This is a genomic window from Rhizobium sp. Rhizsp82, assembly GCF_047325115.1.
GTDB lineage: Bacteria > Pseudomonadota > Alphaproteobacteria > Rhizobiales > Rhizobiaceae > Rhizobium.
The window spans coordinates 684,406-702,499 of sequence record NZ_CP168571.1; the positions used below are offsets into that span (position 1 = coordinate 684,406).

Annotated in this window: 16 protein-coding genes; 3 read left to right on the top strand and 13 right to left on the bottom strand. The window is 63.9% G+C overall.

Going from position 1 to position 18,094, the window contains the following annotated elements:
- Positions 1 to 30 precede the first annotated feature (30 nt).
- The 7 genes from ACEN84_RS27405 to ACEN84_RS27435 form a co-directional block, all read right to left on the bottom strand.
- Positions 31 to 687, bottom strand: a complete 657-nt coding sequence (locus tag ACEN84_RS27405; protein ID WP_413712380.1) for a class II aldolase/adducin family protein — start codon at positions 685 to 687, stop codon at positions 31 to 33.
- A gap of 3 nt (positions 688 to 690) precedes the next feature.
- Positions 691 to 2,025, bottom strand: coding sequence for a 3-oxo-tetronate kinase (gene otnK / locus ACEN84_RS27410; RefSeq protein WP_413712381.1), 1,335 nt, complete (start codon positions 2,023 to 2,025; stop codon positions 691 to 693).
- Positions 2,025 to 3,053: an ABC transporter ATP-binding protein gene (locus ACEN84_RS27415; protein WP_413712382.1), complete on the bottom strand. Its 1,029-nt coding sequence runs from the start codon at positions 3,051 to 3,053 to the stop codon at positions 2,025 to 2,027. Before ACEN84_RS27415 ends, otnK begins: the two co-directional genes overlap by 1 nt.
- Positions 3,050 to 4,060 carry an ABC transporter ATP-binding protein gene (locus ACEN84_RS27420; RefSeq protein ID WP_413712383.1) on the bottom strand — a complete coding sequence of 337 codons (1,011 nt, stop codon included), beginning with the start codon at positions 4,058 to 4,060 and terminating at the stop codon, positions 3,050 to 3,052. The genes ACEN84_RS27415 and ACEN84_RS27420 overlap by 4 nt, the downstream gene beginning before the upstream one ends.
- A 3-nt stretch (positions 4,061 to 4,063) precedes the next feature.
- Positions 4,064 to 4,906, bottom strand: a complete 843-nt coding sequence (locus tag ACEN84_RS27425) for an ABC transporter permease (RefSeq protein ID WP_112711112.1) — start codon at positions 4,904 to 4,906, stop codon at positions 4,064 to 4,066.
- Positions 4,907 to 4,910: 4 nt separating this feature from the next.
- Positions 4,911 to 5,924, bottom strand: coding sequence for an ABC transporter permease (locus tag ACEN84_RS27430; protein ID WP_413712384.1), 1,014 nt, complete (start codon positions 5,922 to 5,924; stop codon positions 4,911 to 4,913).
- Positions 5,925 to 6,136: 212 nt separating this feature from the next.
- Complete coding sequence (locus tag ACEN84_RS27435; protein ID WP_413712385.1) at positions 6,137 to 7,765, bottom strand: ABC transporter substrate-binding protein; 1,629 nt, start codon at positions 7,763 to 7,765, stop codon at positions 6,137 to 6,139.
- 189 nt (positions 7,766 to 7,954) lie between these two features.
- Between ACEN84_RS27435 and ACEN84_RS27440 the strand changes: the two genes are divergently transcribed.
- Positions 7,955 to 8,983 carry a GlxA family transcriptional regulator gene (locus tag ACEN84_RS27440; protein ID WP_413712386.1) on the top strand — a complete coding sequence of 343 codons (1,029 nt, stop codon included), beginning with the start codon at positions 7,955 to 7,957 and terminating at the stop codon, positions 8,981 to 8,983.
- On the opposite strand, the gene ACEN84_RS27445 is transcribed toward ACEN84_RS27440, so the two are convergent.
- Both ACEN84_RS27445 and ACEN84_RS27450 read right to left on the bottom strand, forming a co-directional pair.
- Positions 8,977 to 10,137 carry a CaiB/BaiF CoA transferase family protein gene (locus ACEN84_RS27445; protein WP_413712387.1) on the bottom strand — a complete coding sequence of 387 codons (1,161 nt, stop codon included), beginning with the start codon at positions 10,135 to 10,137 and terminating at the stop codon, positions 8,977 to 8,979. The two genes, ACEN84_RS27440 and ACEN84_RS27445, sit on opposite strands and share 7 nt — an antisense overlap.
- 11 nt (positions 10,138 to 10,148) lie before the next feature.
- A complete protein-coding gene (locus tag ACEN84_RS27450) occupies positions 10,149 to 11,264 on the bottom strand; it encodes an acyl-CoA dehydrogenase (protein WP_413712501.1) in 1,116 nt (371 codons plus the stop codon).
- Positions 11,265 to 11,478: 214 nt separating this feature from the next.
- Between ACEN84_RS27450 and ACEN84_RS27455 the strand changes: the two genes are divergently transcribed.
- Positions 11,479 to 12,387, top strand: a complete 909-nt coding sequence (locus ACEN84_RS27455) for a LysR family transcriptional regulator (RefSeq protein WP_413712388.1) — start codon at positions 11,479 to 11,481, stop codon at positions 12,385 to 12,387.
- Here ACEN84_RS27455 and ACEN84_RS27460 read toward each other — a convergent pair.
- Together ACEN84_RS27460 and ACEN84_RS27465 are read right to left on the bottom strand one after the other, a co-directional pair.
- Entirely contained in the window at positions 12,384 to 13,691 is a 1,308-nt protein-coding gene (locus ACEN84_RS27460; protein ID WP_413712389.1) for an aspartate aminotransferase family protein, read from the bottom strand. The two genes, ACEN84_RS27455 and ACEN84_RS27460, sit on opposite strands and share 4 nt — an antisense overlap.
- Positions 13,688 to 14,737, bottom strand: coding sequence for a phosphotransferase (locus ACEN84_RS27465; protein ID WP_413712390.1), 1,050 nt, complete (start codon positions 14,735 to 14,737; stop codon positions 13,688 to 13,690). The genes ACEN84_RS27460 and ACEN84_RS27465 overlap by 4 nt, the downstream gene beginning before the upstream one ends.
- A 103-nt stretch (positions 14,738 to 14,840) precedes the next feature.
- On the opposite strand from ACEN84_RS27465, the gene ACEN84_RS27470 reads away from it, so the two are divergent.
- On the top strand, positions 14,841 to 16,058 hold the full coding sequence (locus tag ACEN84_RS27470; RefSeq protein ID WP_413712391.1) for an ROK family transcriptional regulator: 1,218 nt from the start codon (positions 14,841 to 14,843) through the stop codon (positions 16,056 to 16,058).
- Between the two features lie 2 nt (positions 16,059 to 16,060).
- Here the strand turns inward: ACEN84_RS27470 and ACEN84_RS27475 are convergent, their stop codons facing one another.
- A complete protein-coding gene (locus ACEN84_RS27475) occupies positions 16,061 to 17,086 on the bottom strand; it encodes an SIS domain-containing protein (RefSeq protein ID WP_413712392.1) in 1,026 nt (341 codons plus the stop codon).
- Between the two features lie 20 nt (positions 17,087 to 17,106).
- On the bottom strand, positions 17,107 to 18,000 hold the full coding sequence (locus tag ACEN84_RS27480; RefSeq protein WP_413712393.1) for a BadF/BadG/BcrA/BcrD ATPase family protein: 894 nt from the start codon (positions 17,998 to 18,000) through the stop codon (positions 17,107 to 17,109).
- Between the last annotated feature and the right edge of the window lie 94 nt (positions 18,001 to 18,094).

An 18,094-nucleotide genomic window follows, 5' to 3' on the forward strand; every position in this document is an offset into this window, starting at 1 on the left:
CTGGCGGGCGGGTGTTGGTGAATAGGCAGGTCACGAGGCGCGCACGGGTTGGCGGCCGTAGGTCTTGTAGCGTTCCTTGACCTCCACGAGATCGTCCGGCGTCAGCACCACCGGCTGCGAGAAGGAGCGGCAGAGGATGTACTGGCGCGCCAGCGTCTCCAGCTTCACCGTGCGCCCGAAGGCCTCCGCGACCGTTGCGCCGACGGCGACCATGCCGTGGTTGGCAAGCAGGCAGGCCGTCCGTCCCTCGATCGCCTCGACCGTGACGCCGGCGAGCTCCGGCGAGCCGAAGGCCGCATATTTCGAGCAGCGGATATCGTCGCCGCCGAAGCCGGCGATCATGTAGTGAAACGCCGGAAGCGGCTCGCGGGCGCAGGAAAGCGCGACGCAATTATCCGGATGCGCATGGACGATCGCCTGAACTTCCGGGCGGGCCTTGTAGATCGCGGCATGCAGCGCCCATTCGCTCGAGGGCGTCATTTCGCCGGACCAGGCGCCGTCGAGATCCATCTCGACGATCATGTCGGTGCGTAGCGACTTCGAGGGAACGCCCGTCGGCGTGATCAGCATGCCCTTATCCGTCCTGACGCTTATATTGCCGGAGGTGCCTGCATTCAGGCGAAGCGCTTCTGCTTCTCTCGATGCGTCGACGAGCGACTGGCGAAGGTGTTCGGACGTTTCAGTCATGGGTCAGCCTTTCGGGGGCCAGCGGGTTAGAATGGGTTCCTCGACGATTGGGCGGCGCATATCGTCCAGCGCCGAAGCGAAGAGGTCGAGGCTGCCGAGCTTGCCGGATTTCAGCATCAGCGCGATCGGGAAGGGTTGGGTGGCGACGGCCCGGGAGAACCCGGGCTCGCGATAGGGGCCGGGCTGCATGTCGCTGATCCCGAGCGCCCTGACGATGGCGCCCGATGTCTCGCCGCCGGCGACCACAAGACGGCGCACGCCGAGGTCCAGAACAATCGCGTTGGCGATCTCCGAGAGGATTTCCTCGGCCCGGGAGGCGATTTCGAGACGGCCGTGCTCGGCCTGCAAAGCGTCGATGCGCTCCTGCGGCAGCGCGGTGCTGATCGCGAAACTGCGTCCATCGGCGATCGCAGCGGCTGCAAACTGGCGGGCTTCTGCGACGAGGTCATGGCCGGTATAGGCGCGGGCGATATCGAGCGTGCAGGCCGGATTGTCGCGCGCGAACTCCGTCAGCTGAGCAGCGCTTTGCGGCGCCACACTGCCGACGAGCACCGCGCCCGGGCCCTCGACACCGCCAAGCCGGATTGTCGAGGGCTCGCTCGCCAATCCCTGCTCCAGCCAGACCGGAGGCAGATGCGCAGCGACCGAGGAGTTGCCGGTCAGCAGGCGCATATCGGCGGCGGCGCGGGCGAGTGTGGCCAGATGATGCTCGTAGAGCGTATCGGCGATGAACAGCGATTTCCCGGACCGTTCCGCCTGGTCATGGATACTGGCGCGGATCGCCTCCGGTCCCTTGTCGACCACCGTGTAATCGACAAGCCCGACGAAGCGGCGGCTCTGCGCCTGCAGGACGCGGGCAAGGTTCGAATCCGTCATCGGCGTCAGCGGGTCGAAACGCTTGGGGGATTCTCCGAGAAGCTCGGCGCCGCCGAACATGTGACCCTGGAAGACGGTTCTGCGCGTCTCGCAAAGGGCGGGAACGAAGAGCGCCTTGTCGACCCCAAGCCGCTCCATGATCGCTTCGGCGCAGGGGCCGATATTGCCTGCCGGCGTGGAGTCAAAGGTGGCGCAATATTTGAAGAATATCTGCCGGGCACCGTGATCGAGAAGGATATCCAGGGCGCTCATGGCCGACTGGACGGCCTGATCGACCGGAATGACCCGCGACTTGAGCGCGATGATATGCGCCATCTCGACCTTCGCCGGCCGGTTAGTGCCGATGGAGAGCGACGTGGGGATGCCGCGTGCGACCAGCATGGAGGCGAGTTCGAGGCCGCCGGTCAGATCGTCGGCGATGACGCCGAGGAGCAGCGGGTGCGTATTTTTTCCTGCAGCCATCACGCTACCGCCTTGTCTGCTTCGATATCGGGGAAGTGGCAGGCGACCTGATGGCCCTGTTCGATGTCGGCGAGTTCGGGAACGGCCGTCGCACAGACATCCTGCGCTTTCCAGCACCGCGTCCTGAACGGGCAGCCGGAGGGAACGTTCAGCGGGCTCGGCACATCGCCTTTCAAAGTGATCCGCTGGCGTTCGCGTTCGATATCAGGATCGGGCAGTGGCACGGCTGACAGCAGCGCCTTGGAATAGGGGTGCGCCGGCCGCTCATAGATATTCGCGGCCTCGCCGATCTCGACGACCCGACCGAGATACATGACGGCGACGCGGTCCGAGACGTGGCGCACGACCGCAAGATCGTGGGCGATGAACACGTAGGAAATGCCGAGCTTCTGCTGCAATTCGTCGAGCAGGTTGAGAACGCCTGCCTGAACCGAAACGTCGAGCGCCGAGACCGGTTCGTCGAGCACCAGGATTTCCGGGTTAAGGGCGAGCGCACGGGCGATCCCGACGCGCTGTCGCTGGCCGCCCGAAAGCTCATGCGGGAAACGGTCGCCGTGCTCCGGCGCCAGGCGCACAAGGTCCAGCAACTCGGCAGCCCGCTCCAGTGCCGGCTTGCCGGTCATGCCGATTAGGCGCAGCGGCTCGGCGATGATGTCACGGATGCGCATACGGGGATGAAGCGAGGCGAGCGGGTCCTGGAAGACGATCTGCAGGTGGCGGCGGAACTGCCGCATCTCGTCGGCCGAGAGCGTCGAGAGGTCGGTGCCCTTGAAGCGGACTTCGCCCGAAGTGGGCTCGACAAGCCTCAGCAGGCAACGGCCGAGCGTCGATTTCCCGCAGCCGGATTCGCCGACGAGCCCGAGCGTTTCGCCCTTCAGGAGATCGAAGGAGACGCCGCCGACGGCCTTGACTTCGCGAACGGACTGCCAGCCGAAGAGGCCGCCCTTGACCGGGAAGTTCTTGGTGACAGCGCGAACGGTCAGGACCGTTTCGGGCGCGCCGGATTCTGGTGTGCTGGCAGGCTTCATGAGTGCCTCACGCTTGGGATCGGTTGCTCGGAGGCGATGGTCTCAAGCTCGGCGGCGAAATGGCAGGCGCTCATGACGCCATCGGCCTGCCGGAGCGCCGGCTCCTGCGACCGGCAGATGTCCTTTGCCATGGAACAGCGCGGATGGAACGGACAGCCCTGCGGACGGGTGCTGAGCAGCGGCGGGCTGCCTGGGATCGGCTGCAGCGCGCCTTCCTTGCCGCTGATGGTCGGCAGACAGGAGAGAAGCCCGCGCGTATAGGGATGGCGCGAGTTGTAGAAGATCTCGCGAACCGGTCCCTTTTCCATCACCTTGCCGGCATACATGACGATGACGGTGTCGGCCGCACCGGCAACGACGCCGAGATCGTGGGTGATCAGCACCAGCCCCATCGAGAATTGCTTCTGCAGGTCCTTGAGAACTTCGAGGATCTGCGCCTGCACGGTGACATCGAGTGCCGTCGTCGGTTCGTCGGCGATCAGCACTTCGGGATTGTTGGCGACCGCCATGGCGATCATCACGCGCTGGCGCATGCCACCTGAAAACTCGTGCACATATTGATTGGCGCGCACCTCCGGCTGCGGAACGGAGACGAGCGTCAGGAGCTCGATCGCCTTCTGCCTGGAGGCCGACGCCGACATGCCGGGATTGTGGAGGCGCACCGCCTCGGCGATCAGCTTGCCAACGGTGATGACGGGGTTCAGCGCCGTCATCGGATCCTGGAAGACGAGGCCGATCTTGCTGCCGCGCAGCCGTTGCATGCGGCGCTCGGGAGCGCCGATGAGTTGCTCGCCGCGCAGCTTGATCGAGCCCGAGACTTTCGACTGCGCGGGGGCGAGGCCCATGACGGCGCGCATGGTGATCGATTTGCCGGAGCCAGACTCGCCGACGATGCCGACGACCTTGCCGGCTTCGGCGACGAAATCGACACCGCGGACGATCTCGACGCCATTGCGCAGCGTTACCTTGAGATCGTTGACTTCAAGCAATGGTTCGGTGTTGGCCATCGATCAGTGCTCCCTGGGATCGAGGATGTCGCGCAGGGCGTCACCGATGAAATTGAAACCGAGGCCGAGCGACAGGATCGCGATGCCGGGACCGAAGGCGACCCACCAGGAATAGAAATGCGCCGCGCCATCGGAGATCATCGCCCCCCATTCGGGGCTCGGCGGCTGGGCGCCGAGGCCGATGAAGCTCAGCGATGCGGCGAGCAGCACGACCTGGCCAAAATCCATGGTGGCGCTGATGATCGTCGGCGTCCAGGACAGCGGCAGGATGTGCTTGGTGAGCAGCCGGAAGGATGTGGCGCCACCGGCGCGCGCCGCCTCGATATGGTCGCGCGAGATGACATCGAGCACCTGTCCGCGCATCAGCCGGGCATAGACCGGCCACCACACGGCGATCACCGCGATCGCGGCATTCTGCAGCCCGGGGCCAAGCGAGGCTGCGACGGCCATGGCGAGCAGAACCGGCGGAAACGCGAGCGTCACGTCGACGAGACGCATGATCAACCCGTCGACCCAGCCGCCGAAGAAGCCGGCAATGGCGCCGAGTACCGAGCCGATGGCCACGGAACAGACCACGACGACGACAGAGATGGCGATCGAATAGCGCGCACCGTAGAGCGTGCGCGTCAGCACGTCACGCCCGAGCGCGTCGGTGCCGAGCCAGTGCTGAAGGGAGGGTTCCAGCAGTTTCCGGCCGACGATCTTCAGCGGATCGTAAACGCTCCAGATATCGATCGTCAGCGCGACGAAGACCCAGAAGAAGACGATCGCCAGACCGATTGTGAGGACCGGGCGTGTCGTGATGACCGAGAACCGCTGTGTTGAGGTGCTTATCGACAGAGACATCGGATCATCCCAACTTCAGGCGAGGATTGGCAAAGGCATAGGCCACGTCGGTGACCAGGTTCGTCAGCAGGAAGGCTGATGCGCCGATGAGAGAGACGCCGATGATCGCCGGGTAGTCGAGCGTGCGGGCGGAATCGACGGCATAGGAGCCGATGCCCGGCCAGGCGAAGACCGCTTCGGTCAGCACCGCACCGGTGATCAGGTAGGCGAAGGAATAGCCGATGATCGTCAGCGTCGGGATCATCGCGTTGGGAAGCGCATGGCGCAGCAACGTGCGCGCCTCACCAGCGCCCTTGGCCCGGGCCGCGAGAATGTAGTCCTGCCCGAGCGCATCGAGCATGCTGGCGCGCACCAGGCGGGAGATGATGCCGGTGACCGACCAGCCGAGCACGAAGGCCGGCAGGACGAGATGCTCCAGCGCATTGAAGAAGGTGGCGAACTGCCCGGCGATCAGCGCGTCGATCGTGTACATTCCCGTGACGAATTCCGGTGCGACGGCGCGGGCATCGAGGCGTCCCGGTCCGGGAATGACGCCGAACTTGACGGTGAAGAGATAGAGGAAGAGCAGGCCGGACCAGAAGACCGGAACCGTGGAGCCGAACAGCGCGAAGAAGCGCGCCAGATAATCGGCCGGCCGGTCGCGGAACCGGGAGGCGACGACGCCGAGCGCGATACCGCTCAGCGTGCCGAACAGCATGGCGAAGATGACGAGCTCGAGCGTCGCGGGCAGGCGCTCGGCGATATCCGTCAGTACCGGGCGGCGCGTGCGGAACGAGATGCCGAGATCGCCGGAAACGAGGTTCTTGATGTAGACGGCATATTGTTCGGGGACGCTCCGGTCGAGGCCCCATCGCTGCTTGGCGGCGGCGGCGACTTCAGGATTGTTCATCTGCCGCTCGCTGACGAGAGCCGAGAGCGGGTCTGCCTGGGTGAAGTGCGACAGCAGGAAGGCGACCGTTGCCACGCCGAGCAGCAAGAGGGGAATGGAGATCAGCCTTCGAAGAACATACCGGGTCATCTGACGGAAACTTTCCTGTTACTGTCCGCCGCGGGTTGGGCCTGCGGCGGCGGTACCGTTTCTCTGCAAGCGGCATTCTACTGCTACAGCCGCGCCTGCCCAATCGGCTGCGCAACATGCGCTTCCGCGAAGGGTTCGATCCGGGCCAAGCGGCTCTGGTTGCCGGAGGCGGATAGCCTCCGGCAAAGCGGCAGCAGATGGTCAGCCGTTGCTTAGTCGGCCTTGATGTCCGAGAGGACGATGTTGCAGCAGGCCGAGAAGCGCAGGCCGGAGACGCCCTTGCGGGAGACCAGCACCGCATCGGGAGCGACGATCGGCACGATCACATGGTCGGTGGCCATGGTCTCGCCGAGCTTGCCGAACAGTTCGGCGCTCTTGTCGCCACCGGCAGACAGGGCTTCCGCCAGGATCTTCGGCGTTTCCGGATTGGCAAGTGCCGGGTCGGCCTTGCCGCCGGCGCGCTTGTACCAGACGGTGCCGTCCATCATCGCGAAATACTGGGCGTATTGCGAAGAGCCGTAATAGTCAGGGGCGAAGAAGACGGCGGTCAGCGGAATGCCGTCGCTGTTGATCTTCTCGCGCCAGACCGAGAATTCGACCGGCTTCAGCTCGAGCTTGATGTTGATCTCGGCCAGATCCTGCTGGATCTTCTGCATCATCAGCGAGTAGTCGACGCCGTACTGGTTGACGTTCGGGTAGGTCGCGTCGAGCGTGAAGCCGTCGGTCACGCCTTCTTCGGCCATCAGCTTCTTGGCCTTCTCGACGTCATATTTCGGCGCCTCGCCAGTGCCGCTGCCGGGGAAGCCGGTCGGGATCGGTGAGCTCAGGCGCTTGCCCTTGCCGTCGACGGTCAGGTCGATGATGCCGTCATAGTCGATGGCGCTGGCAATCGCTTCGCGGATTTTGGCATTCAGCGGGTGCGGCAGGTTCTTGGCACCGGGGCTGATGGCAATATAGACCATGTTGAAGGACGGCTTGGTATCGACGACGATATCAGGATTGGTGATGTTCTTCGCCGTGGTCGGGTCGACCTGCGTGGCGATATCGGCACTGCCGCTTTCGAGGAGCTGCGTCTGGCTGACGGCATCCTTGGTCTGCAGGAAGACGAATTCGCCGACGGCAGGCTTCTTGGCCCAGTAGTTTTCGTTGCGCTTCAGGCGCAGTTCGTGGTCTGGGCTGTAGTTCGACAGAACGTAGGGGCCGGCGCCTGCCGAATTGGCGAGCAGCCACTGTTCGGCGGTGTCCTTGGCGCTCGCATCGGCTCCAGCATCGCCGCCATGCTGCATGACGAGATCGGAATTGATGATGCCGGCATAGGGGGCCGTCAGCGATCCCACGAATTCGGAGTTTGCCGCCGAGAGCGTCACGACGACGGTTGCGGCGTCCGGGGCTTCGATCGAGGTGACGTTGTCGAGAAGGTAGGCCATGCCGCCCTTCATGTTCTTCAGGCGCTCGAGCGTCCACTTGACGTCCTTGGCCTCGACGGCGGAACCGTCGGAAAATTTCGCGGCCGGATCGAGCTTGAAGGTGATGACCTTCTGGTCGGCGCTCGTGCTCCACTCCTTGGCGAGCGACGGCACGAGCTTGTTGTCGGGCGAGAGATCGACGAGGCGGTCATAGACCGAGCTCAGGTAGATCTGACAGGTGTCGCAGAAGGCCCTGGAGGGGTCGAGCGAGTTGAGGTCCATGTCGCGGGCAATCACGACGGGCTTGCCTGCATCCTGCGCAAAACCTGCGGCGGGGGCGGCGAGAACCGACGCAAAAAGCGCGGCCGCAATCGCCGTCGCGCCCGCATATCGGCGCTTGTTGGTAAAATGAAATTCCGGCATTTTGAGTAACATTGAATATACTCCCGTTCCACCACTGAGGCCTTGTGCGCGCCGATCTTTGTTGCGTTTTGTGGTCTGCGCAGGTGGATAATGGCACCGATCTTTTCGGACCAAATTGACAATCGCGAACCATATCGTGCAATAAACGAATACAAATGTCGCTTTATTCATCATGTTTCTGTGATGCCTGCGGTTGGGAAAATGGACGCTACCAGCAGCCTTGTGAGCACGCTTCCGGATGGTGCCGAACGCCGGAGATCGATTGCCGTAATCGTGGGTAGAGAGCCCTCGCTCCATAGTATTCTTGTGGCTGTCGAGCCGTTCCGCGCTGCCAACCGGGTGGGCAAGGCGCAGCTCTTCAGCATCGATTTCATGCCCGGCGATCCGCGCGATACGCCGAGCAGCATGGACATCGCCGTGCCGCGAACGGCGACCTTCGACGACCCCAAGAAATACGATCTGATCCTGCTAATGTTCACCTATACGGTGGCAGATGATGCCAAGGGAAAGCTGTTTCGCTGGCTGCGGCGGCAGGCGGCGGGCGGGGCACATCTGTGCGGCATGGATACTGGGCCGCTGGTGCTTGCCGAGGCCGGATTGCTGAACGGCTACACCGCTACGGGACACTGGACCGGCATGGCGTCGCTGAAGGAGCTGGCGCCCGGCGGCACCATCGTCGAGCAGCTCTATGTCATAGACCGCAACCGCTCGACCTGTGCCGGACAGGCATCGAGCCTCGATTGCTCGATGGCGCTGCTGAGGAGAATGTGCGGCGACACGCTCTATCATCTCGTCTGCAACGAGCTCGTCTACACCGCGCCGCGCGCCGCCGAGACGCGCCAGCGCGAGATCGTCAACGGCCAGTCCTGGCTTGCCAATCCGATCCTTCTCAAGGCGCAGCGCATCATGCAGGAAACGGTGGAGGATCCGCTGGATATGGACAGCGTGGCCGAGCGTTGCGGCATATCGGCCCGCGAGCTCCAGTATCTGTTCAAACGCTACCTCAATACCACGCCGAAGAAGATGTATATGGGGTTCCGCCTTCAGCACGCGAAGGAGCTGCTGCTCTATAGCTCGATGAGCATTCGCGAGACGGGGCTGGCGAGCGGCTTTGCGACGCCGTCAGCCTATTACCGGGCGTTTTATGCCGTTTATCAGAAGAGCCCGCAGGAATATCGCGGCGATTTCGCCAGGAACCGCTCGGCAATGTACGGCCGCAATCTCTACTGACGCTCTTCGCTCTCCAGCATCTCCCAGCCGCCGGCGAGAAGATTGGCATGTTCCCCGAGAGCCGGTGAGCGGCGTGATGTGTCGAGCGATGCGTCCGAGAAGACGATCGGCGTGCGGATGCCGGGCGCGCCGTCGTTTTCGACCACCATGCCGCGATGCAGGATCTGGGGATCGGTGAAGACATCGGTGAGGTCGTTGATCGGGCCGGCGGGTACGCCTGCGCGTTCCAGACCGGAAAGCAACTGATCGCGGGTGATGCGCTTCGTCTGCAGCTCCAGAATCTCGGTCAGGGCGGCGCGGTTGTGAACGCGGCTCGGATTGGATGTGAAGCGCGGATCGGCGGCGAGCTCGGGAACGCCCAGGATCGCTGCGAGCTTGGCAAACTGGCTGTCGTTCCCGCAGGCGATGATGACGTCGCCATCGGCAACCGGAAAGACCTGGTAGGGGGCGATATTCGGATGGGCATTGCCGAGACGCTTCGGCGAGACGCCGGAGGCAAGATAGTTCATGCCCTGATTGGCGAGCACGCCAACCGTGCTGTCGAACAGCGCCATGTCGATATGCTGGCCAACGCCGGTCTTCTCGCGCAGGGCCAGCGCCGCCTGGATGGCGATGACGGAATAGAGGCCGGTGAAGATATCGGCAAAGGCAACGCCGATCTTCTGCGGTTGGCCCTCGGGCTCGCCGGTCAGATGCATGATCCCGGCCATGCCCTGCACGATGAAATCGTAGCCGGCGCGCGAGGCATAGGGGCCGGACTGGCCGAAGCCGGTGATCGAGCAGTAGATCAGCCGCGGATTGATCTTCTTCAACGCGCCATAATCCAGTCCGAACTTGGCAAGGCCGCCGACCTTGAAGTTCTCGATCAGCACATCGGCGCCGCGGATCAACTCTTTGATATGTTCGAGATCGCCGGGTGCATTGAAATCGGCGGTGACGCTGAGCTTGCCGCGATTGCAGGCATGGAAATAGGCGGCCGTCGTTTCCTGGCCGGCCTCGACGAAGGGAGGCCCCCAGCGTCTGGTGTCGTCGCCCTCGGGGGATTCGATCTTGATGACGCTGGCGCCGAGATCGGCAAGCGTCTGTCCGGCCCAGGGGCCGGCCAGAATGCGTGCGAGTTCGACCACTCGTATTCCGCTGAGGGGCGTTGCCATGTCGATGTGGCTCAGAAGAAGGCCTGGATGTCCGTTTGGGCGCGGCCGAGGATCAGCGCATGGACGTCATGCGTGCCCTCGTAGGTGTTAACCGTCTCCAGGTTCTGCGAATGACGCATGACGTGGAATTCGATCTGGATACCGTTGCCGCCGTGCATGTCGCGGGCCTGGCGGGCGATGTCGAGCGCCTTGCCGCAATTGTTGCGCTTGACGATGGAGATCATTTCCGGCGCCATCTTGTGCTGGTCCATCAGCTGGCCGACGCGCAGCGACCCCTGCAGGCCGAGCGCGATTTCCGTCTGCATGTCGGCGAGCTTCTTCTGGTAAAGCTGCATGCCGGCGAGCGGCTTGCCGAACTGCTTGCGGTCGAGGCCGTATTGGCGAGCGCGGAACCAGCAATCTTCGGCCGCTCCCATGACGCCCCAGGAAATGCCGTAGCGGGCGCGGTTCAGGCAGCCGAACGGACCCTTCAGGCCAGAAACGTTGGGCAGCAGCGCATCTTCGCCGACCTCGACGCCGTCGAGCACGATTTCACCGGTGATCGAGGCGCGCAGCGACAGCTTGCCGCCGATCTTCGGCGCCGAAAGACCCTTCATGCCCTTTTCGAGCACGAAACCGCGGATCTCGTTGTTATGGGCTTCCGACTTTGCCCAGACGACGAAGACGTCGGCGATCGGCGCGTTGGAAATCCACATCTTGGAACCGCGCAGGCGATAGCCGCCCTCGATCTTTTCGGCGCGGGTCTTCATGCCGCCCGGATCGGAGCCTGCATCCGGCTCGGTTAGGCCGAAACAGCCGATCAGATCGCCCGAGACGAGGCCCGGCAGATACTTCTTCTTCTGTTCTTCGGAGCCGTAGGCATAGATCGGGTAGATGACCAGCGAAGACTGGACGCTCATCATCGAACGGTAGCCCGAGTCGATGCGTTCGATTTCGCGGGCGACAAGGCCGTAGGCGACGTAGGAAGCGTTGGCGGCGCCGTATTCCTCCGGCAGCGTGACGCCGAGCAGGCCGGTCTGGCCCATCAGCTTGAAAAGGCCGGCATCGGTCTGTTCGTCGAGATAGGCTTCCTGGACACGCGGCAGCAGCTCGGCCTTGGCGAAGGCGGCGGCCGAGTCGCGGATCATCCGCTCATCTTCGGAGAGCTGTTCGTCGAGTAAGAAGGGATCGCTCCAGACGAAAGCGCTGGAGGACTTGCGGGCGGTGTTGGGAGAACTGGACAAAAGCGATCCTCGCGGCAAACGACGTGATACCATTCGAGTTTATGCATTTATCAATTGCGCGCTAGCCACGAAAACCATAATTACACATAAGTTGATGCATGGCATGCATAGGTTAGAGATGCGCCAGAGACGATTTCTTCCTCATATCAGCCATCTCTCGGCCTTCGAGGCGGTGCTGCGGAACGGCTCCACGGCAGCGGCCGCCCGGGAGCTGAACCTGACGCAGAGCACGGTCAGCCGGCTGATCCAGACGCTGGAACAGCAGCTCGGCCGGGCGTTGTTCGAACGCCACAAGCAGCGTCTCGTGCCGACCGAGGCGGCGCAGGCCTATGGCCGCGACATTACCCGCGCACTCGACCTGATCCAGCGCGGCAGCATGGAATTCTCGGCTAATCCTGGCGGCGGCACGCTGACGCTAGCGATCCTGCCGGCTTTCGGCACCCGCTGGCTGGCGCCGCGGCTCGGCGGCTTCCTGAAGGATCACCCTGGGATCAACGTCAATCTGGCGACGCGCCTCAAGCGCTTCAATTTCGCCGCCGAAGGCTTTGACGCCGCAATCCATTTCGGCACTGCCGACTGGCGAGAGGCCGATCATCTCAAACTCTTCGACGAGCGTCTGACGGCCTGCATCTCACCAGCGCTGCTGCAGGAAAGGCCGGTCGGCATGCCCGAGGATGTGCTCGATCTGCCGCTCCTCCAGCTGGAGACCCGCACCAGCGCCTGGGCGATCTGGTTCGCAGCGCAGGGCATTAAGCCGCGCGGCGTCACCGGCATGCTCTTCGACCAATTCGCCACGATGACCCAGGCCGCCATCGCCGGCCTCGGCGTGGCGCTGCTGCCGGACTATCTGGCGAAGGACGAAATCCAGGCCGGCCGACTCCAGCCGCTCCTCAAGCCGTCCATCACCGGCACCGGAACCTATTGGCTCGCCTGGCCGCAATCGCGCGCCAGCTACCCGCCGCTCGTGTCGTTCCGCTCATGGCTGGCGAAGGTGGTGGATGAGAGCCCTTGGGGCATCGCCGACTAGCCGACCGCGCGTATCGTCTCCTCGGCCGCTTCAAGGAAGCGATCCGCATTCTCCCGCGAAAATACCAGTGGCGGCCGAATTTTCAGGACATTGGCGTCAGGGCCGCTGGCGCTGATCAGGACCTGTCTTTCGCGCAGCCCGTTGACGATGCGCGAGGCGAGGTGGGCAGAGGGCTGGCCGTCTTGCTCGATGTCGGCGCCGATGAAGAGGCCGGCACCACGAACCGATGTGATGGCATCGAAACGGGTGGCGAGTTCTTCCAGGCCTTGCCGCAGATAGCCGCCGACGTTGGCTGCGTTGGCGATCAGTTTCTGATCTTCGATATAGCGCAGGACGGCCATGCCTGCGGCAGCGGCGACGGGGTTGCCGCCGAAGGTGTTAAAGTAGCGGGAATTCTTGCCGAACTCGGCGATGATCTCCGGTCTGGCGATCAGGCCGGCCAGCGGGTAGCCATTGCCCATCGGTTTGCCGGCCGTAACGAGATCGGGGATCAGGCCATGGCGCTGGAAACCCCACATCGCATCGCCCGTACGCCCGAAGCCCGGCTGGACCTCATCGGCAACGAAGATGCCGCCCGCGCGGCGGATCGCATCGACGGCGGGCTTCAGTAAACCTGGCGGGTTGGCGATGACGCCGTCGCTGGAGAAGATCGTATCAACGATCAGCATTGCCGGCTTGATGCCGTGCCGCTTGAGATCGGCGATCGCGGCTTCGACACCTTCGGCGAATGCTTGTCCGACCTGCTCCGGCGCGAGTGACGGATCGGGCGCTGGGACGGTACGAACATGCGGGCCGAGATCGACATGTGGACCGAGCGAGGGCGAGAACTCGGCGACCGTGGCGGTGACGCCGTGATAGGCGTGGCGCGTCACGATGACGCCGGTGCCGCCGGTATAGCTGCGGGCGATGCGGACGGCGAGGTCGTTGGCCTCGCTGCCGGTGCAGGTGAACATGACCTGGCTGAGCTCATCCGGGCAGGTGGCCGTCAGCGCTTCGGCATAGTCGAGAATGTTGTCATGCAGATAGCGGGTGTGAGTATTCAGCGTCGCCGCCTGTTTGGTGATCGCCTCCAGCACCTGCGGGTTGCCGTGACCGACGGATGCGACGTTGTTATAGGCATCGAGATAGGCGCGGCCATCGGCATCGTAGAGCCAGACGCCTTCGCCGCGGACGAAATGGAGCGGGCGCTCGTAAAATAGCCGGTAGGCCGGTCCCAGCACTTTTTCGCGGCGCCGGATCATCGATTGCTCGGCGGGGTTCAGCCGTTCGAAATCGCCGGTGCCGAAGGCATTGGCCATGGTCATGAGAGATCTCCAGTCGTCTGCTGAAAGAGCGCGGCAAGCGCTTCGTCACTATGATCCGCCAGGCGGTTCAGGCCTGCAAGGGCGGAGGGATGGTTGCGCAGGATGTAGTCGCGGTTCTCCGGATAAAGCCCGGCCCGCCACTCGGGGATGAGAACGGTCATCGCCAGACGCGTCCTGAGCAGGCAGGGCAGGGCGGCGAGCTCGGCCTGCGATAGCGGCCTGATCGAGTGATAGGCGCGAAGCATCGCGAGCATGTTCTCCATGCCGTTTTCGCCGCCTGCCTGGTAGGAGAGTGCGACCGCGAGATCGTTGACAAGAGGCGCCTCGACCAGATCGCCGAAGTCGATGACGCCGGTGATCTCGGTGGGATCGTCGGACGAAACGAGAATGTTGTGCGGATTGAAGTCATTGTGGATGACCTGCCGCGGCAACCGGCTCATTGCGGGAGCCAGACGGTCGAAAGCGTCGAGAGCAGAAAGTACAGGGGCGCGGCGGGACGGCGCGACATGCCCGATGAGAGGGCGCAGTGCTGTGGCATTGCAGATATCCCAGAGCAATTGCTGCACTGGCGGGGCCGCCCGGAAGTCCGCCAGTCCCTGACCGAGACGGGCGAGGTTCACGCCAAGCGCATGCATCTGGCCCGCCGATTTCGGCACCTTGTGCAGCTGGACGCCATCGAGGAACGTCAGCATCCGCACGAAGCGCAGATCGGAGCCAAGGGAGAGCTTGAGCAGAAAGTGTCCGTTCGAGGCCGGGATCGCCTTCGGGAGCGGCAGCTCGATCGGCTTGCGCTCGAGGTGGCGAAGGGCATCGGTCTGGAAGGTGAGGATGTCGGCGCGCTCGGCGGTATTGGCGATCTTCAGGACGGCGCGCATCCCATCGGCGGTTTCGATCAGGAAGGTCTCGTCACGCTCGCTGGAGAGAACGCTGGCGCGCCCGGCGATGCAGAAATACTGGGCGGCGATGGATTCCACACGCGATAGCGGCGTGCGATCCAGCTTCGCAGTCAGCGCATTCTGTACGTCGGCTTCTGATGTGTTGGACATGGGCTTGCCTTTATTGACACCACACCACGGAGAATGTTTCAAATTCCGTGCTGCGTGATTTGGATGAAGCAGCGACCGGCCGCGGCCGGATGAAAGAGATGCAATGCCCCCCGCAAATACGCCTCCGCTGACCGAAAGCTCCCGATCCGTCCTGCGCGTCCTCGCCTCCTCCGGCGCGATCACCAGGCCGCGGCTCGGCGCCATGCTCAATCTCTCCAAGCCGACGATGACGGCGGTGATGAACGAACTCGGCGCGCTCGGCCTTGTCGCGCCGATCGGCTCGCAGCAGGGCGCGATGGGCAGGTCCGCGACCGTCTATGCGCTCGGCCCCGAGGCTGGCTACGTGATTGGCATCGATGTCGGCGTTGCCCAGGTGCGCGCCGTGGCGCAGTGGCTTGACGGAACGCCGCTTGCCACTGCCGAACTCAAGATCGTCAAGCAGCAGCGCGCGACCATCGAGGAAATCGCGGCGATCGTCGACGAGGCGGCCAAGACCGCAATTCTTGCCGTCGGCAAGCGCAGCAAGAACCTGCGCAGCGTTGCCGTCGCCGTTCCGCGTATCGTTTCGCGCAATCGCCTCGGCTTCAACCGTCGCAAGGGCCCGGAGGCCGTGCTGCAGCGGCTGCGCCAGTCGATCGACGCACCGATCCTGCTCGAAAACAACGTCAACTGCGCCGCCTTCGGTGAGCTCCGCGAGGGCGCGGCGCACGGGCGCGACATCTTCCTGTTTTTGCAGATCGGCGTACGCATCGGTCTCGGCATCGTCATCGGCGGCAAGCTCTTCCGCGGCTTCAACGGAGCGGCCGGGGAAGCCGGGCGCCTGCCATTTCCATGGTCCGCCGACAGCACGCCAGAGCGGGAAGGTCTGGAGCATTATCTCGGCTCCGACGCGCTGATGGAGCGATGCGTGGCCGGCTGGCCGGCAAGTGCCGGCGAACCGCCCGCAACCGCCCGCGAACTCTTCGACCGTGCGCAGGCCGGCGAGCAGGAGGCGCTTGTCTGGGTCAACAAACATGCCGCTGATATCGGCCGCATGGTTGCCGGCTGCATCGGCTTCTTCGATCCCGGTCTCGTCGTTCTCGGCGGCGGCGTCGGCCAGAACCCGCTGATGCTGGAAGAGGTGCGCCACGTTGCCCGTGATCTCACCTGGGCAACCGAGATCACCGTCAGCGGTCTCGGCGTCAACGGCACGGTGCTGGGGGCGACCCGCCTTGCTGCCGACTATGCGCTCGCCGAGATCCTCGGCGAGACGCCCGATGCCACGCTCGTCCTGCCGCCCGGTTCCATTCCGGACGAGGATGCGGAGCAAGCGGCGGGTTGACATTATACCTCCGTCGGCGACCAAGGCTTCAGCTTGGTGTCGGTCTGCCGGTAGCGGAAGGTGATGTTGGTCAGGCCCGCGGCATCCTGCATGTCACCGACGATCATCTGCAGGGCGACGATCTGGATGATCGCATCGGCGACCGGATGGCGAAGGCTTGGCACGGAGATGACCACGAGATTGTCACGCTCGGCGACATCGTCGCGTTCGGTGATCAGCACCGAGGGGCAGCCGAAGCCAGCCATATCCTCGGCGATCTTCACTTCGCGGCCACTGCCGAAGGCGATGACGCCGGTGCGGCTGTCCTGCGATTCCATCGGCCCATGCAGATAGTTCATCGTGTCCCAGCCGGCGGCAGGCAGGCGCACGGCCTCACGGATCAGCATCGCGCCTTCGCCGGCATTGGCAAAGCCTGTACCTGCGCCGACGAGATCGATGGAGCTGCATGCGCCAAGCCGGGCGGCAGCCTTCGCGGCAGAGGCCTTGGCGGTTTCCAGCGTCTTTGAAACGGCAGCCGGCAGGCGGTCCCACTCGGGAGAAGAGTGGCCGCCTGCCAGCCGTTCGCAGAGCAGCCCGATCGCGAGCAGCATGCCGGTATAGCCCGTGGAGCTCGCGCCGTTGTCGGAGCCGGATCCGGTCGGAAGAACCGCACCGGTCAGTTCGGCCAGCGGGTTTTCGCTGCCTCTGCAGATGGCAAGTTTGGGAAGATCAGGTCGAAGCCGCATAACATCGGATATTTCGCGGCTCTGGCCTGAGGCCGAGAGCGCGACGAAGGCGCCGGCAGCACTGTCGAGCGCTCCGTAGAGGTCCGTCGGGCAATAGGGGAAGGAGGCGATGCCGAGATCGCGCAGATAGGCGGCCCCTACCATGGCCGCTTGATAGCTGGCGCCGATCCCTGCGAAGCCCACGCTCCTGCCTTTGAAGGCCTGAAGGTCGAGCGACGCCAATGCGCCGCGCACGATATCGAGCCCCTCGGTGAGGCTCTGGGGTTGGCGGGCAACCGCGTTTCTGTAGCCGATACGTTCCATTCGTCTGTCCTCGTTTTCTGTCAGCCGGCAAGCAGACGGCCGGCAAGCGCCAGGGCGCCGTTGACCGGTGCCGCGCGCAGCAGGGTGATCTCACTTGCCGGCGAGACCGCAGCCATCGCGTGCTTGAACGCCTCGAAAAGGCTCGGCTGCTCGACGACGACGCCGCCACCGATGACGACATGGCTGGCATCGGCGCCGCGGCTGATCAGGATGCCGACAAGGCGGGCAAGGGCCTTCGCGCCCTCTTCGATGACAGTGATCGCAAGCGGCGATTTCTGCGCCGCGGCATCGAAGACCGCATCGGCATAGCTGCCCCAGATCGCCGCGCCGCGCGTCTCGTTCAGCAGGCGGCCAATCTTCGTGGCGTCGGTCGTGTCCAATTTCGCCATCAGCCCGTTCACAAGCGGGTCGCCGCTCTCGCCATGGTCGATGGCGTTGCGGATCGCGCGGGCGGCCTCTCTCACGAGTGCCGCCGCGCTGCCTTCGTCCCCAAGGATCCAGCCCCACCCGCCCGCGACCAGCATCTCGCCGTCATGATTGCGCGATACCGCGATCGAACCTGTGCCGGAGACGACGCCGATCCCGCTTGCAAAGCCCGCAGCAGGCACCAGAAGCTCGGAATCGTTGACGACCTTGATCTTGCCGGAGAGCTTTGCGCCGAGATCGGCTTCCATCTGCTTGCAATGCCAGTCGGTATCGCAGCCATGCGCACCGAGAGCGACGGCTGCCGGTTCAGCCTTTGCGGTCTCCAGGATGAGGGCGGCGAGCGCCGCGGCGTCGGCCGCACGGTCCCAGCTGCGCCAATCCGCGGTCGGAACGACCTTGTCGGCGATCACCTCTGCGCCCTGACTGACGAGCAGATGCGTCTTTGTGCCGCCGATATCGACGCCGGCTATGAGGCCGCTTTTCACCATGGAATATATGCCTTCCGCATGAAGTCTGGGGGAGCTAAAAAATATAGTTAGGCAGCTTTACAAACTATCTAGCCAAAACGCAAGAACTATGATT

Excerpts from the sequence above, each read along its gene's own strand:
- ACEN84_RS27455 (WP_413712388.1), top strand. The coding sequence starts at position 11,479 with ATGCGCCAGAGACGATTTCTTCCTCATATCAGCCATCTCTCGGCCTTC.
- ACEN84_RS27425 (WP_112711112.1), bottom strand. The coding sequence starts at position 4,906 with ATGTCTCTGTCGATAAGCACCTCAACACAGCGGTTCTCGGTCATCACG.
- ACEN84_RS27430 (WP_413712384.1), bottom strand. The coding sequence starts at position 5,924 with ATGACCCGGTATGTTCTTCGAAGGCTGATCTCCATTCCCCTCTTGCTG.
- ACEN84_RS27450 (WP_413712501.1), bottom strand. The coding sequence starts at position 11,264 with ATGATCCGCGACTCGGCCGCCGCCTTCGCCAAGGCCGAGCTGCTGCCG.
- ACEN84_RS27465 (WP_413712390.1), bottom strand. The coding sequence starts at position 14,737 with ATGTCCAACACATCAGAAGCCGACGTACAGAATGCGCTGACTGCGAAG.
- ACEN84_RS27415 (WP_413712382.1), bottom strand. The coding sequence starts at position 3,053 with ATGAAGCCTGCCAGCACACCAGAATCCGGCGCGCCCGAAACGGTCCTG.
- ACEN84_RS27480 (WP_413712393.1), bottom strand. The coding sequence starts at position 18,000 with ATGGTGAAAAGCGGCCTCATAGCCGGCGTCGATATCGGCGGCACAAAG.
- ACEN84_RS27440 (WP_413712386.1), top strand. The coding sequence starts at position 7,955 with ATGGACGCTACCAGCAGCCTTGTGAGCACGCTTCCGGATGGTGCCGAA.
- ACEN84_RS27470 (WP_413712391.1), top strand. The coding sequence starts at position 14,841 with ATGCCCCCCGCAAATACGCCTCCGCTGACCGAAAGCTCCCGATCCGTC.
- ACEN84_RS27445 (WP_413712387.1), bottom strand. The coding sequence starts at position 10,137 with ATGGCAACGCCCCTCAGCGGAATACGAGTGGTCGAACTCGCACGCATT.
- ACEN84_RS27405 (WP_413712380.1), bottom strand. The coding sequence starts at position 687 with ATGACTGAAACGTCCGAACACCTTCGCCAGTCGCTCGTCGACGCATCG.
- ACEN84_RS27460 (WP_413712389.1), bottom strand. The coding sequence starts at position 13,691 with ATGACCATGGCCAATGCCTTCGGCACCGGCGATTTCGAACGGCTGAAC.
- ACEN84_RS27420 (WP_413712383.1), bottom strand. The coding sequence starts at position 4,060 with ATGGCCAACACCGAACCATTGCTTGAAGTCAACGATCTCAAGGTAACG.
- otnK (WP_413712381.1), bottom strand. The coding sequence starts at position 2,025 with ATGGCTGCAGGAAAAAATACGCACCCGCTGCTCCTCGGCGTCATCGCC.
- ACEN84_RS27475 (WP_413712392.1), bottom strand. The coding sequence starts at position 17,086 with ATGGAACGTATCGGCTACAGAAACGCGGTTGCCCGCCAACCCCAGAGC.
- ACEN84_RS27435 (WP_413712385.1), bottom strand. The coding sequence starts at position 7,765 with ATGTTACTCAAAATGCCGGAATTTCATTTTACCAACAAGCGCCGATAT.